The sequence below is a fragment of the Mesorhizobium sp. W067 genome, from assembly GCF_054719525.1.
This window is the reverse complement of record NZ_JBTTII010000001.1, coordinates 5,117,917-5,131,101: the sequence shown is the minus strand read 5'-3', so window position 1 is coordinate 5,131,101 and position 13,185 is coordinate 5,117,917. Positions and strand designations below refer to the sequence as shown.

13 protein-coding genes and 1 pseudogene are annotated in these 13,185 nt (G+C 59.8%); 7 read left to right on the top strand and 7 right to left on the bottom strand.

Features of this window, described 5'->3' with window-relative positions:
* Positions 1 to 45: 45 nt before the first annotated feature.
* The 3 genes from ACYG97_RS25120 to ACYG97_RS25110 all read right to left on the bottom strand — a co-directional run bounded on the left by ACYG97_RS25120 (position 46) and on the right by ACYG97_RS25110 (position 2,919).
* Positions 46 to 933 carry an anti-sigma factor family protein gene (locus ACYG97_RS25120; protein WP_023732702.1) on the bottom strand — a complete coding sequence of 296 codons (888 nt, stop codon included), beginning with the start codon at positions 931 to 933 and terminating at the stop codon, positions 46 to 48.
* Positions 930 to 1,472 (bottom strand): sigma-70 family RNA polymerase sigma factor, encoded by a 543-nt coding sequence (locus ACYG97_RS25115; protein ID WP_460221616.1) that lies wholly within the window; start codon positions 1,470 to 1,472, stop codon positions 930 to 932. Before ACYG97_RS25115 ends, ACYG97_RS25120 begins: the two co-directional genes overlap by 4 nt.
* 538 nt (positions 1,473 to 2,010) lie before the next feature.
* Positions 2,011 to 2,919: a LysR family transcriptional regulator gene (locus ACYG97_RS25110; RefSeq protein WP_023699252.1), complete on the bottom strand. Its 909-nt coding sequence runs from the start codon at positions 2,917 to 2,919 to the stop codon at positions 2,011 to 2,013.
* A 108-nt stretch (positions 2,920 to 3,027) separates the two neighbouring features.
* Here ACYG97_RS25110 and ACYG97_RS25105 point away from each other — a divergent pair, with 108 nt between their 5' ends.
* The 5 genes and pseudogenes from ACYG97_RS25105 to ACYG97_RS25085 all read left to right on the top strand — a co-directional run bounded on the left by ACYG97_RS25105 (position 3,028) and on the right by ACYG97_RS25085 (position 8,247).
* Positions 3,028 to 3,822 (top strand): alpha/beta fold hydrolase, encoded by a 795-nt coding sequence (locus ACYG97_RS25105; RefSeq protein WP_245260727.1) that lies wholly within the window; start codon positions 3,028 to 3,030, stop codon positions 3,820 to 3,822.
* Between the two features lie 82 nt (positions 3,823 to 3,904).
* Entirely contained in the window at positions 3,905 to 4,462 is a 558-nt protein-coding gene (locus ACYG97_RS25100; protein WP_023699254.1) for a carboxymuconolactone decarboxylase family protein, read from the top strand.
* A 1,260-nt stretch (positions 4,463 to 5,722) separates the two neighbouring features.
* A complete protein-coding gene (locus ACYG97_RS25095) occupies positions 5,723 to 6,454 on the top strand; it encodes a hypothetical protein (protein WP_023716274.1) in 732 nt (243 codons plus the stop codon).
* Between the two features lie 444 nt (positions 6,455 to 6,898).
* Positions 6,899 to 6,991: pseudogene (locus ACYG97_RS25090) on the top strand (KTSC domain-containing protein); the annotation flags it as partial.
* Positions 6,992 to 8,109: 1,118 nt separating this feature from the next.
* Positions 8,110 to 8,247 carry an SOS response-associated peptidase family protein gene (locus ACYG97_RS25085; RefSeq protein ID WP_023696775.1) on the top strand — a complete coding sequence of 46 codons (138 nt, stop codon included), beginning with the start codon at positions 8,110 to 8,112 and terminating at the stop codon, positions 8,245 to 8,247.
* Positions 8,248 to 8,301: 54 nt separating this feature from the next.
* Here ACYG97_RS25085 and ACYG97_RS25080 read toward each other — a convergent pair whose 3' ends face one another.
* From ACYG97_RS25080 to ACYG97_RS25065, 4 genes are all read right to left on the bottom strand, one after another.
* Positions 8,302 to 8,604: a DUF1330 domain-containing protein gene (locus ACYG97_RS25080; RefSeq protein WP_023670645.1), complete on the bottom strand. Its 303-nt coding sequence runs from the start codon at positions 8,602 to 8,604 to the stop codon at positions 8,302 to 8,304.
* Positions 8,589 to 8,729, bottom strand: a complete 141-nt coding sequence (locus tag ACYG97_RS25075) for a hypothetical protein (RefSeq protein WP_155924055.1) — start codon at positions 8,727 to 8,729, stop codon at positions 8,589 to 8,591. The genes ACYG97_RS25080 and ACYG97_RS25075 overlap by 16 nt, the downstream gene beginning before the upstream one ends.
* A gap of 1,116 nt (positions 8,730 to 9,845) precedes the next feature.
* The gene (locus ACYG97_RS25070) at positions 9,846 to 10,034 is read right to left on the bottom strand and encodes a hypothetical protein (RefSeq protein WP_245260321.1); all 189 of its coding nucleotides are present in this window, start codon (positions 10,032 to 10,034) and stop codon (positions 9,846 to 9,848) included.
* Positions 10,024 to 10,248, bottom strand: coding sequence for a hypothetical protein (locus ACYG97_RS25065; RefSeq protein ID WP_023736937.1), 225 nt, complete (start codon positions 10,246 to 10,248; stop codon positions 10,024 to 10,026). Before ACYG97_RS25065 ends, ACYG97_RS25070 begins: the two co-directional genes overlap by 11 nt.
* A gap of 1,055 nt (positions 10,249 to 11,303) precedes the next feature.
* Between ACYG97_RS25065 and ACYG97_RS25060 the strand changes: the two genes are divergently transcribed.
* Entirely contained in the window at positions 11,304 to 11,495 is a 192-nt protein-coding gene (locus tag ACYG97_RS25060; protein WP_023699408.1) for a hypothetical protein, read from the top strand.
* A 475-nt stretch (positions 11,496 to 11,970) separates the two neighbouring features.
* Positions 11,971 to 13,170 (top strand): pilus assembly protein TadG-related protein, encoded by a 1,200-nt coding sequence (locus ACYG97_RS25055; protein ID WP_460221615.1) that lies wholly within the window; start codon positions 11,971 to 11,973, stop codon positions 13,168 to 13,170.
* Positions 13,171 to 13,185 lie beyond the last annotated feature (15 nt).

Below are 13,185 nucleotides of genomic sequence, written 5' to 3'. Positions count from 1 at the left end.
GCCATGCTGCTGCCGTGGTCTGTCACCCGGGCAGGAACGTCACGGCTAGCGCAGGTCGGCACTCGATATCGGTTGGAGTGCCGACGGTCGGTTATCAGCCGGGGACGATGCGGCGCGGAAGCGCGCCACGAAGTCGTCGAGCTCCGGCCGCTCCATGTCGGAAATCGCCCAGTAGGAGAAGGCGCCGTCGCTCCATTGCACCAGCGAGAAGCCGCCCTCCGAGAGATCGATAGGGTCGCTCACGGCTCCGGCATTTTGAGGCTGGGCCACAAGGGTGATCAGATGTTCGCGGTGGCGATAGACCAGCGCCGGCACTGCCCGGCCGCCGATGACCTCGACCCTGCCACCGATGAGCGCAAATCCGTCTTTCACCATATCAGGAGCCGGCGGCGAAAGGCCGAGCCTTGCATCGAGCCATGGCTTCACCGTGTGTCGGTCCGACGAGACGACATCGACAGGGCTGGTCGCCAGCAGGCTGCGCTGATGGCCGCTGGCCACGCCTGCGGCAAAGCTGTCGGCTACGCTGGGCTGCATCGCCCATTGCGTCGCGCCGCTGGCCAGCACCGCACTGATCATGATCGAGGCCGCCATTGCGCGCCAATCGAATGATCCGAAGTTGCGCGCCGACCACCACGTTCGAGCCGACTTCGCCCGTATCGGCGCTCTGGGCCGCAGCACCTCGACGCTGCCGGATGCTGCCATGGCTGCAATGCGCGCGCTGAACTCGTCGCTCACCTGGGGCTTCGGAAGCCTGGCCACAGCCCCTTGCAAGACCATGATGCGGGCATGTTCGGCCGCCAGCTTGGGATCGGCCGCGATGCGCCGCTCGACAGCCATGGCCGCGGCGGCGTCAAGCTCGCCATCTATCAGCGCGTGCAGCATCAGGTTCATGCCTGCGGCGTCCTCGGGCAATCCATCGTTGTGCGCACTCATTGCGCCCTCCCAAGGTCAGAGATCAGCAGGCCACGCGCCCGCGCCAGCCGCGACATCACCGTGCCAATCGGCACGCCCAGCATGGCTGCGATATCGCGGTAGGCGAGGCCATTCACGTCGCGCAGCACGAGCGTTTCTCGAAAGGGTTGCGGCAGAGCGGCGATCGCCGCTTCCATGGCCGCCACCTCTGCCTTGGCGATCAGGCTCGCCTCCGGGCTTTCGCTCTCAGTCAGATCGACTGCGTGAGCGGCGCTCACCTCGTCGAGATCACCGAGGTCGCCCACCGAGACGATGCTGCGCGGGCGATTGCGCGCCAGCCATGTGTAGCACGAGTTGCGAACGATGGTGAGAAGCCAGGCACGTGCATTGCCGCCGGCATAGCTTGCGATGTTGGCGTGTGCCTTCATGCAGGCGTCCTGCACGACATCCTCGGCGTCGGTGGCATTGCCGGTCAGCCAGCGGGCCAGCGAAAGCGCGTCGGCGAGATGGGGCATTACCACTTCGCCGAAGCGGTCGGCCCGCGCATTGCTGCTCAGCATCGGTACACCGTCACATGCGCCTCGCCTCGAGCTCGTACGCTCATTTGGCGAGAATGGTTCTGCCTTGCGATCGAACCCAGAGGAAACATGCCGGGTCGCCAGCTGCGGTGAATTTGAAGGCAACTGTCTCATCGATGTCAATCACACACAGGACCGCAACGATGCATCCACCCGGACGCGCTCTTGAGCACAAGCATTGCCGAATCCACGGCCGGCACCGATCCGTGGCGTCTTAGCTTTCTCGATCCCGACCGGGGCAGGACGTTTTAAGGTAGACAGGCTGGGAGCCAGCCAGCCGCAGGCGCCCAACGCGTCGCCTTCAAGAGGTCTTGGGAACGCGTCGACCGTTGCCGTCATAGTCGTCAGTATGTGGGATTGCAGGGGGGGCGTTCCTTCAAGGTCAATCAGCAGCGTATGCATGGAAGACCAGGGCGGGCGGCGTATTATTCCCGGACAGCGAAAAAAGATGACTGGAGGCCATGCGACAGGCGCCACCAGCGGCGCACAGACATTGTCCATCTGGCGTTAGCCGAGAGGATCAAGAGTTCGAACCCTCCGACAATATCTGCTTTTTAAAGAAATCAATAAATTTCCGCGTCTTCAGCGGCAGGTAGGCGCGGGAAGGATAAGCGACCCACACGGCACTCTCCTGCGCCCCGACGCTGATCTTCCAACCAGGGAGGAGTTGGACAAGCCTTCCGCTCTTGATGTCCTCATCCACCGACCACTCCGGCAGCAGCGAGATCCCGACGCCGTCGCGTACCAACTGGCGAAGCGCCAGTGTGTTGCTGGTCCTGATCTTCGCCGGCACGGTCAATTCGATATTTTCGAGATCCCGCCTGAACAGCCACAGCGGTGTTTGAGGTGAATTCGTGGTCGGCAAACAGACATGCGCACCAATGTCTTCTGGCCGATCGACTGGAGGCACTGAAGACAGATATTCTTTCGACGCCACCAAACGACGCTCGATTGTCTTTAACTTGGAGACGATGAGGTCGCCGGTCGGACGCGGCCCGAGACGCAAGGCGACGTCGACCTGCTGGGCAACGAGGTCCACCAAAGCGTCCGAGAGCAGCAGATCAATTTCAATGCGCGGGTACTGCGCGCAGAATCCGGCCAGCAGTGGCGCGACGACCGCTTCGCCGTAGGCGTTTGAGGCCGTAACGCGCAACATGCCGCTTGGCTGTTCGACGGTGGCAAGCGCTGCTTCGCGGGCCGCCGTAACCTCGTCCACAATAGGCAGGATGCGAGACAGGAAAATCGCTCCGGCCTCCGTCAACGACAGTTTCCGGGTCGTTCGCTGGAACAGTCGTGTGCCAAGCTGTGCTTCCAGTCCAGCTATCCTGCGAGACAATGTCGATGCCTCGCTGGCTTCGGCCCGCGCCGCAGCCGCAATGCTGCCAAGTTGAGCGACGCGGCAGAATGTCTTGAGGTCGTCAACGTCCATTCATGCAAAATTGGCATGAATATCATGCCAAATACAAGCATTATCTCTCAGTCATCATCGTTTACATCGATACAACGACAGATAGCCGAGCCTTCCAAGGAGAGATCTATGAAGTGTGAAATCAAACGTGTCCTGTTCGGCTGGCCGCTGACGGTGACGGCAGTGGCTGCGTTTTTGCTCGCCCCTGGGGCGACCGAAGCCGCGTCCAGCAAGCCCACCATTGTTCTGGTTCACGGTGCGATGGCAGACAGTTCGTCTTGGAATTCAGTGATCCCGATTCTCTCTCGCGATGGCTACACGGTCGTGGCAGTAGCGGACCCGCTTCGAAGCGTCTCTGGCGATGCCGCAGCCGTTGCCAGCGTGGTGGAGAGCATCGACGGGCCTGTGGTGCTGGTTGCCCATTCCTATGGCGGGTCCGTCATTACAAACGCCGCGCTTAACAGCAAGAATGTCAGGGCGCTGGTCTATGTCGCCGCATTCGCGCCTGACAAGGGCGAGAGCACCTTCGCTTTGATCAGCAAGTTTCCGGGTAGCGAGCTTGGCGGCTCTGGCCAAGCCAATTGCGCTGCCAGATGGCAGCCTTCAGTTGAGCGTCGATCCGGCAAAATTTGCCGGACCCTTTGCCGCCGACCTGCCTATGGAGCAGGTGGCACTGATGGCTATCACGCAGAGACCGAGACCGCGCTGAAGGAAGCTTCAGGCGCGGCCGCCTGGAAAACCCTTCCGTCGTACTTCGTCTACGGCGCGGCCGACAAAAGCATCCCTCTGGCTCTGCACGACTTCATGGCGAAGCGTGCGCACGCGCGCGAAGTCGTGGTCGTGCAGGGTGCATCGCATGTTGTCATGCTTTCTCATCCGGCAAATGTTGCTGAAGTGATCGAGGAGGCCGCGCAGGCCCATTGAGCGATCACCGTCACCTGAGAATTCAGGTCTCTACCCCATTTGCGGCGCCAAACTGCGCCCAATTGCCATCAAGGACAGACACATGACGAACTTTCCCATTCACTCCATCGAAACGGCGCCCGGAGCTTCCAGGCCGGCACTTGAGGCACTGAATTCAGCCTTCGGCTTCATTCCAAATATTGCCGGCACGATGGCAACCTCGCCTGTGCTTATCGGCAGCTTGACCGATCTCTTCGCGCGGGTACATGGCGGGAGCTTCAGCGAGGCGGAGATCCAGATCCTGCTTTTGACAAATGCAGTCACCAACAAGGCAGAGTGGGCTGTGGCCTTTCACTCCTATCTGGCGATTGCCGAGGGGGTCGGCGCTGAATCTGTCACCAGCATCAGAGAGGGCGCTTTACCTGTGGACGCCAGGCATGCGGCTCTGGCGAAACTCACGCGTACGCTTATCGAGAGGCGCGGTGGGCTCAGCGAGGTGGAAAAGCGCGAATTCCTCGATGCGGACTTTGATGAGAGCCGGTTGCTGGAGGTGGTCGCCGTTCTTTCGGCGTCTACGATCACCAAGTACACGTCCAACATCACCCAACCGCCGCTGGAGACGCCATTTCAGCCGCATGTCTGGCAGACAGGTAGGGGCTGATCCGGACAGTATGCGGTCGTGCCGGGCGCGTTCGATGCATTGGGCGCGGAGGCAAAGACCATGTAACGCCAGGACCGAGTAAAATTTGCCACGCGGCCGTCATCGAGCTTTCCATGTCGCGTGATCTAATCTCAGCTATGCCCAGGTGGCGTTCATCAATCAGCTGATGGTGGGTTTCAGACGTTCGTCTGCCGACCCTTTCGTCTGCTATCATTCTTCGGCGGCCAAAAGCCGACCTTCCGCTTCCGGCCCCAAATGAGACGTTGGAAGCATTGAGGGCAGGGGACAGTTCGTGGCGCAAACGAGATAGCAGTTCCGAGTAGTCATCGCTGTTCGCGAAACGGTCGATTCCTGGAAATCGCAATGTCGTGTATCGACTAACGCGCTATCTCGGCTCGAGGACCAATTCAGGTACGCGCCTGACATTAGCTGTTGAGCATAGATCCGTGCGTCCCGGAAAGCGGACGCGGCACGATCCGGGTTAGGCGAGTAAGATACGCTCGATGACGGCGGCGCGCGCGGAACCGTCGCAACCAAGGATGAAGCTGTTGCTGGAGTCGAGCGGGCATTCACGCGGCCATTGCCGGAGCAGATCGGCGCTAGGACGGCCCAGCAGCCTTTGTCGCGGGGGGACACTTTGCGGCGGGCGGGCCGCTGGGCTCGACCGGTGAGACTCAGCGCCGTCCGGCAAACAATATGCGCACGACTGCCAATGCCAACGAATCATACAAACGGAGGAAGGAAGCGATCTAACCAGCTATCGCCATTTCCGATGCGAACGCCTAAGCCTTTTATGAGACCTAAGCGCAGCTTGCAGGCCGCAGCATGGTCCCAATTTGGGACGAATAGTTTGGCACCCATATTGCACCCACATCTTTCGCCGGCTGATCCCCGGTCCTGATCGCGTACTCTGATCAGGTGTAAGGCTCGCCGGGCTCGAGGTAGTTGGGGTCTTCGCCCGGCGAGTTGTCTACCAATGCGCAGTCACAGCCACACGGTGACGCCATACTCAAGCATTCCGCGGTTGTGCATCGCCCGACCAAGGTCCGATCGGTATGGGACTTCAGTCGCGCAAAGGGCCGATACGGTCTCCGACTCCGGATTTTTTTGCTAGATTTCAGAGGGTTACAAAGCGCTTCGCAGTCGTCAGTCGCTCATTGCAACAAGCATTTATCTAAAGTTCATTCAGTCGAATTAGGAAACTCTTATAAGCCGCTCTATAACGAATCGGCGAGGTGGCTATTCGCCTGAGGAGGTACCATGACATCCCGAAAAACGCTGTTGGCAGCGCTTGCCGCGCTTGCGCTAGTGACCGCTCCTGCTTTCGCTGGCGCGGGTGGAAATGGTGGTGGTCACGGCAATGGTGGTGGTCACGGCAATGGCGGTGGTCACGGCAATGGCGGTGGTCACGGCAATAGCGGCAAGTCCGGCAACAGCGGCGGGAAGTCCGGCAACAGCGCTTCGCACGGCAAGTCGGCATCGGCTCACGCCGGAAAGAAGGCCTCGGGCGAAGACCAGGTCGCCGTCGACGACATTGAGGTCGCCGCGACGCCTAAGGACAAGAACATTCACGCCAAGCTTGGCCGGCTGAACTCGCTGCAGCGCAACATCAACGCTTACATGAACTCCAAGAGCAAGAAATTCGCCGGCATTCAGGCTTATGTGACAGCGTCGGCGGCCGCCAAGGGTGCCCAAGCCGCGGTAGATGCCGCCCAAGCCGAAGTCGACGCGTTGAACGCCAAATTGAACGACCCGAATACTCCGGCCGACCAAGTCCCGACCCAGGAGCAGATTGACGCAGCGCAGGCGGCGCTCGATGCCGCCAATATAGCGGCGGCCGATGCTGCTGCCGCCGTCCCGTCGCTGGATGACGCGCTCGCCGATATGGCCAACAAGCCGGTCGACGCCGAGGTCACCGAATGGGCCAACGGCGTGCTTGCCGAGAAGATCGACGAGATGGCTGCCAAGCAGACTCCTGCGGCAACGCCGTAAGGCGGTCACAGCTGAAGCGACCCTAGTCGAACGTGCAAGCCGCCGGGTCACCCCCCCCGGCGGCAGGGCGACCCGAGCTTGCCACCTTATTCTCCTCTTTGAGGGCGACCCCTAAACAAGCGGAGTTGCTAGCTACCGACGCGTAGGAACAAAAGTGCCGAAATACCGTGTTGAGGAGATGGCAGGCGATGCCGTGACGGCCACCCACACCGTCAACGCGAAAACTCCGATCAGGGCGGCGCGCGAAGCGGCGGAACGAGACGTCATTCTACGCCCGGTCACATCTTCGAATACACTTCAGCCTGTAGGGCGGTCCATACCCGGCTGGCCGCGGCTCACGCTGGTTTCTTGAAACGCACCATGCCGTCGACCTCGATGCGCAAGTTCGACTATTGACCCGGACCAGGGTTCTCTCGGTCTGGTTTTGAGCCAAGGGGGAAGCAATACGATTTCCTGGACGTGCCGCTTGAGGCATTTGTCGCGTTCAAATCTGCTTTCGCCAAGGGCCGCTATTTCAACAATCACATCCGCAACTAACTATGCATTGCGACTCGCCCAAGATCCGACTCGCCCAAGAAAAGGCTGCAGGCTCGTTGGACGATTAAGGGAGGTACTTTCCGAAAAACGGCCCGCGCTGATCGAAGGGCGCCCAGGCCGGACCGTTGCCGCCGGTCGGCAGCGGGAGGCATCCATTACGGCCGGTGCAAACCGGCCTCTCCCGGCACAATTAGCAACCTTCGGCAGTCGTTTTCATCTGTCCAGGGGCTGCGGACTGGGCACTGGTGTCATCCTGTTGACCAGGAGCGGCCTGCTTGGCACTGCCACTCTGCTGGCCCGGCGCACAGTCCTTCGCTGAGTTCGAATTGGTCGACTTCGTTGTGGTCGAATCCGTGTTGTTATCTGTCGTCGGCATCGTTGTGGTAGTGGAGGAGCCACTCGACGTTGTCCCTGTTGTCCCTGTCGTCCCCGCGAACGCAAGCCCGCTGGAAACAGCCATCATGGCAGTGGCAAAAAGAAGCCGTTTCATTCTTCATCTCCTAATGACAAGTAATGTCCCTTCCATTCGATAACGGGGGATGCGAAGGATCGGTTCCGATGCGACCTTGTGTTGACCGGCAGCTTTGGGGCGGCCGTTAGCGGACTGGCAGCCTTCAGGCGGCGGATCTTCGGTAGCTGACATTCCGGCTAGCGCGGACATCGCCTTCCCCATGGGCAGAAATTATTCTCCTGGGGCCCGCCCACGTTTCTCTCAAGCCTCCGATTTCATGACCGACAGGTTATCACGATGTGTCTGAAGGTGCAGAAGCTGATCGTGCCCCTTGGTTGTGCAGCCCTTCAGCCGTGGGCCAACCTCCCAACACCCTTGAAAAGGACTTGAAGTCGTCCCGCACCGGAGCGAACGTCTTCGCATGATCGGGATAACACGGCGGTCACGAGACACCTGACGAGTTGAAGGAATGGGAGCGACGCTCCCTGGAAGGCGACTTCTCGCAAATGCCGCGTCCCTTCCGTTGGCGTCAGTCAGCGCGCTTTGCGCATTTCATGAATGGCTATAAGGAGGCGGGCGGTTTGATCAATTCGCTCGTCTGCACCGCAGAATTGCCAGAGATGTCCTGGACGGCCGTTCGCCGTGGTACGGAAGCGCGCGGGACTTTATGGCTCTGGCTGAGGGCGTCCTTGACGACCTGTGCGAAGACAACGCGAGGATGGAGGGCATCAATACAGCACCCGCGTTCCGCGACGCCTTCATGTCCAAACGCTGCCTGATCCCTGCCGACGGCATCTCGCCGTGAGGAAGAAATGACGCTGAGGACGCCAACTGTCGTCGGGTCCGCTGGCTGCATGGGTCACGCCGCAGGCGTTGCAATCCCTTCTAAAGCGATGATCCTGGTGTTAGCGGAACGTTTGCGGATCTCGATCAGCCGGGCGTATTCCGGCGAATTATACCAGCCCATCAATGACGCCATGTCGGGGAATTCGACAATGACCAGTCGGTGTGGATCCCAATCACCTTCCAGAACCTTGGTGGCGCCACCGCGGCCCAGGTACCGCCCACCGTACCGCTCTTCGGTAGCGGGAACGTCCCGCCGATATTCCTCGAACAAGGCAGCGTCTTTTACGTCTACATCCGCTATCAGATAGGCAGCCATCTGTGTTTCCTCCTTAGACCTACCTCGCGCTCCTCGGCTTCGGCGTCGTCGGTCCGCACCCTGTCGACGATCTCCGTGGCGACATCCAGCGCCAGCGCGCTTTTCGATGATTTTGGCGCTGCCACGGCTTTCCTTCTTTCGCATGGTTCGCAAAGATTAGCATGATCGCATGCTCTCGTGTCTGGCGGTCTCCCTCAAAGCGTCATCGACCGCCCTTCAGATGAGACACCGCCGTCTCGACAGGTAGGCTCGGCAGGGTTCGGTTTTTCTTCGGTCCTTTTCATCCAAAACTTGTCGAAAAGCGCGAATGAAAATAGGAAATATGCAACCTGAAAGATGATAAAAATCAGCAAGGTCCATGTAAGGGACTTCCAGAACGAATCCGTTGCTAGGTAAATCCAGGTCGCTACCACGGTCGACATGGCAAACATCCCAATCAGCAATCGCGGAAAAAACAATATGTTCAATGCGCCCCATAGCTGGACCGACCGGTCTCACGTCTACCCCCCAGAAGCACGTAAGGCTTCACTAAATTAGTAATTGCGCGCCAATGGCCAGAACCAAACCTTCCGACCAGCTTTCCCGGGCTGAAATCGACCGCTTCCTGGCAGCAGCCGAAGCGCTGCACAAGAGCATCGTCGGGCCGCTGTGGCGTACCACAGCGAGCATGCCAAGCTCTGTGAGGTCCCTCCACCCCTTTTGAAGGCGGTCGAGAACATCACCGACCATAAGGCAGCCAGACGGCTCCCGCGCGGCTGAGACGGCCCTGTCCCGTTCCTTTGGATGAACTGCGCAAAGGCCATAGGCGATAAGATAGGTATTGCCCTGCGGAATCGGGTGTGATTCTAACTGCGACGACACACGAATTGCTTCCAGACGACGGTTGGGCCGAGACGATTGAGCTTCTCGGCGGCGAAGATTTGCTTACGCGGAGCGCCCGCGAGACGAAGGCGTTCCTGCGCCCGCGGGGCGTTCGATCGGCGCCCGATCTGTTGCGCCTGACGCGCGGCGGCTTCTCGACCAAATCCATCTGAAGACACCGAACGCGTTCATTTGGACAGCGACCCATACTTGGCCCGCCGGCTCATGCTGGCGGGCTTTTTTGCGTCAGTCGGGAACATCCTCACTCTGAGGCTGTTCGGTCACACCCGGCTCGTTCTTCAGCGATTCCTGCCGGTGACCAAGATGTCCTCTCCACTCGTCATGGTCGGCCCGCGCAGCCTCGAAAGCAGGCGCGGGGCTCATTCGCCGTCATTGCTGTGTTGTCGGTGCGCAACCGCTTCTTTGAATGCGCGTGCTGCTGCATCGCAAGCGACACGTGAGGAGCCGTTCACGGACAAGATGATTTCGGCTGCCTTCACGGTCAAACCGTGTTTTTCGGCGAACTCTGCGGCTGTGTATGCGAGTTTTGTTTTTTCGCTACTCCGCATTTCTGACTCCATAGATCTCTTGCGCCTCGTGCAAGCTCTGTCGGGCCTGTTGCAGTGATCGATGCAAGTTCGCCAGCAATTCGTCGGCGTCGGCCGTCGGACTGCCTTCGTGATCCAGTAAGCCGACGATAATATCCTGCTTGGAAACGATGCTCTCGTTGTGACCGAGTTGGCCCATAAAATACATGAGCCGGCTCTGTGCCTGTGTGGGCATGGGCCTTCTCCCTGGTCGGGCGAAAGCCTGATGATCGCTCCCAAGCGCCTCGTGCCTGTTTGTTTTTGATTTTTCGAGGCGACGGCAACATTGTGCGCTCGTTAGCAGGCCATGGCAACCGGCCAGGCAATAGCAGCATCCATGGTGCGCCGCCCTGACCGCGCGTGCCAGTCCCCTGGCACCGCTCGGCCGCTACTTTAGTGTTTCTGGTTGACCATCGTGATCGGCGCACCGCATTTTCGCGTTGAGGGACAAACTGGGGATCCTGAATGAAGAAGCCTTATCAGAAGCCTGAAATAACAAGCGCGAGAAGCTCTCGGCCGTAACGGCTGTGTGCACGCCATCAACCTGCACCGATGAGTGAGAACCTTTAGACCGGCGCTTTGCCGAAATTCGCTAGCCAGTTGGCTTCGGCGGCGGGCTTTTCCGCTTCCAGGCGCCGAAACTTATCTTCGCGTTCCTGTCACCACGAGCCATGCGGTTTCCGTGCTCGGTCTCCGCACTTCAGGGTCGCTGAACCCTGCATCTCGCAAGGCAGCAAATGACCTCATCGGCTCGCGAGGTATAAAAATGTCGGCCGGCATGTTCATCCTGTCCATAAGCGCCTTCGGGAGGAAGCCCAGGACGACGCGACCGCCTGGTTCGATGACGCGAGCGAGCTCTGCGGATCCGGCTCTAAGGCTTTGCCAGAAGTACACTGTGTGGACGCTGAGCGCCTTGTCGAATGCTATCCGGCAAGGGCAAGTCCTCGACTAGCCCGACTCGGAACTCGGCTCGTCCGGCGCGCACTGCATCTGTAGCGGGCCACCCATCTGTCAACCTTCCCGACATGGAGTATGCCGAAGAGCTGGCGGCCATCCTGAATGCCAACGACCTAAAGCAGAGGCTATCTCACGGGAGGTTCCCCAAAGGGTTCGCCTAACTGAGGTGTGATTCGCCCGCCTTCGTAATGCCCATCGAGGGTGGTTTGTCCGATCCGAACAAGCATTTGTTATTGAACTTCCGACTACCAGGGTCTTAATCGACTTGCCATTGCTTTTCGTAGGGAGGCTGTGATGGGCAGCGTGGTACCAATTCGCAAGGCCACGCCTCGCGTGGAACTGGTCGGAGCCAGTGGCGAATGGGTCGTTCGCATCATTGAAACTGACCAGGAAATTACACGCTCATTCGGCCTGGAATCGTTTGCGCTGTCCTTCGCGGCAGGCCAGCGGATACGCCTGCATCTCGACCAGGTTGTGCGGCTTTAGGACTCGCTACGATTGGATAACCTCAGTGCCGGGAGCACGGAGACTTCACCGCAGACCATGCCGAGCAGCGGGATCGACACGAAGCTGTCTCGGTGGTGATCGTGAAATCTTCTGCTCGACAAGCAACACCCATGAGGAGAATGCTTCCGCTGTCCGAACTCACGACCTTGCAATTTGGCGCATTTCGCGAAGCGCGATCGACCCAGGATACGCTTGTGTGCGGATCTAGGACTCTAGTCGAGGCTCACTAGCGGAACAGCCGCTTAGCCATGTGGCTCGCAATCACGGAAGGTCAGTTTGCGACCCAAAGCTCCCGGTCAGAATGCGCCCCCCCTTGGCCGTAGAGATGACGCAGCGTGAAGCACATGCACGTGAGGAGGAATTGCAGCAAACCTTTCGTCTGGGCCGTGGACTTCATCGAATCGGAATGGGTTTTTTAGAAATTCGTTTATCTATTCGTGATTTCTAATAAAATATGGGATCCAGTGCATTCATCCGGTTCTGGCCTGCATTGGTCCGCGCAACACGCGCCAGGAACGGTAACGTTGCCGTCGTCGTTGCCTTCACCTTGCCGGTCGTGGTCGGCGGCGCCGGCCTCGGTATCGAGACGTCCTTCTGGTACTACAGCAGCCTCAAGCTGCAGGCCGTCGCCGATGCCGCGGCCTATGCCGGTGCGCTCGAGAAAGTCGCGGGTTCCGATAACCCGACCATCATCGCCGCCGCCACGCAGTCCGCGACCTCGAACAATTTTGCCACGCCGGGCACGATTCAGGTCAACACGCCGCCATTGTCCGGCCCGAACACCGCGAAGAAGGCGGTAGAGGTCATCGTCAAGCAGAATCTCGATCGCTACTTCACGGCGATTTTCAACCAGGCGCCCGTTGCCGAACAGGCAAGGGCGGTGGCGCTGATCAATGACGCCTCCAAAGCTTGCGTGCTGGCGCTCAGTCCCTCGGCCTCCCAGGCTGCGCTCTTTTCCGGCAACACCACCGTCAACCTCACCGGCTGTTCGGTCATGTCGGACTCGATTGCCTCGGACGCCATAAAGACGCAGGGCTCGGCGGTGCTCAAGGCCGACTGCCTGATCACGGTCGGCGGCATGGTACTGAACAATCCAGCGACCACGGTCTGCAAGTCTAACATGACCCATGCCTTGCCGGCGGCTGATCCTTTCTCCAGCCTGGCGAAGCCGACGGCCGGCAACCCGTGCAAGAGTGTCAACGGCAACAAGACGTCGCAAACACTCCAGCCTGGCACCTACTGCAGCGGCATGGATCTCAAGGGCAATGTCACCCTGCAGCCGGGCGTCTACGTCGTGCAGGGCGGTATGAAGGTCAACGCCAACGCGGTCGTCGCCGGCAGCGGGGTAACCATCTTCATGGCGGGCAGCAACACTGTCAGCATGAACGGCAACGCCAAGGTGACGCTGAGCGCGCCGACATCCGGAACCTATTCCGGCGTGCTGTTCTACGGCGACAGGACCGGGACCACGGCGCAGAGCACCTTCAACGGCACCGCGGCCTCGCTTTTGACCGGCGCCATCTATTTCCCCAGGCAGCAGGTCAACTACCTTGGCAACTTCTCCGGGAACGGCGGCTGCACTCAGGTCGTCGCCGCACCATCCAGTGGTCCGGCAGTACGACCATCAAGCAGGACTGCACCAGCCTCGGGATGAAGAACATTCCGGCGA

Excerpts from the sequence above, each read along its gene's own strand:
- ACYG97_RS25120 (WP_023732702.1), bottom strand. The coding sequence starts at position 933 with ATGAGTGCGCACAACGATGGATTGCCCGAGGACGCCGCAGGCATGAAC.
- ACYG97_RS25115 (WP_460221616.1), bottom strand. The coding sequence starts at position 1,472 with ATGCTGAGCAGCAATGCGCGGGCCGACCGCTTCGGCGAAGTGGTAATG.
- ACYG97_RS25110 (WP_023699252.1), bottom strand. The coding sequence starts at position 2,919 with ATGGACGTTGACGACCTCAAGACATTCTGCCGCGTCGCTCAACTTGGC.
- ACYG97_RS25105 (WP_245260727.1), top strand. The coding sequence starts at position 3,028 with ATGAAGTGTGAAATCAAACGTGTCCTGTTCGGCTGGCCGCTGACGGTG.
- ACYG97_RS25100 (WP_023699254.1), top strand. The coding sequence starts at position 3,905 with ATGACGAACTTTCCCATTCACTCCATCGAAACGGCGCCCGGAGCTTCC.
- ACYG97_RS25095 (WP_023716274.1), top strand. The coding sequence starts at position 5,723 with ATGACATCCCGAAAAACGCTGTTGGCAGCGCTTGCCGCGCTTGCGCTA.
- ACYG97_RS25085 (WP_023696775.1), top strand. The coding sequence starts at position 8,110 with ATGGCTCTGGCTGAGGGCGTCCTTGACGACCTGTGCGAAGACAACGCG.
- ACYG97_RS25080 (WP_023670645.1), bottom strand. The coding sequence starts at position 8,604 with ATGGCTGCCTATCTGATAGCGGATGTAGACGTAAAAGACGCTGCCTTG.
- ACYG97_RS25070 (WP_245260321.1), bottom strand. The coding sequence starts at position 10,034 with ATGCGGAGTAGCGAAAAAACAAAACTCGCATACACAGCCGCAGAGTTC.
- ACYG97_RS25065 (WP_023736937.1), bottom strand. The coding sequence starts at position 10,248 with ATGCCCACACAGGCACAGAGCCGGCTCATGTATTTTATGGGCCAACTC.
- ACYG97_RS25060 (WP_023699408.1), top strand. The coding sequence starts at position 11,304 with ATGGGCAGCGTGGTACCAATTCGCAAGGCCACGCCTCGCGTGGAACTG.
- ACYG97_RS25055 (WP_460221615.1), top strand. The coding sequence starts at position 11,971 with ATGGGATCCAGTGCATTCATCCGGTTCTGGCCTGCATTGGTCCGCGCA.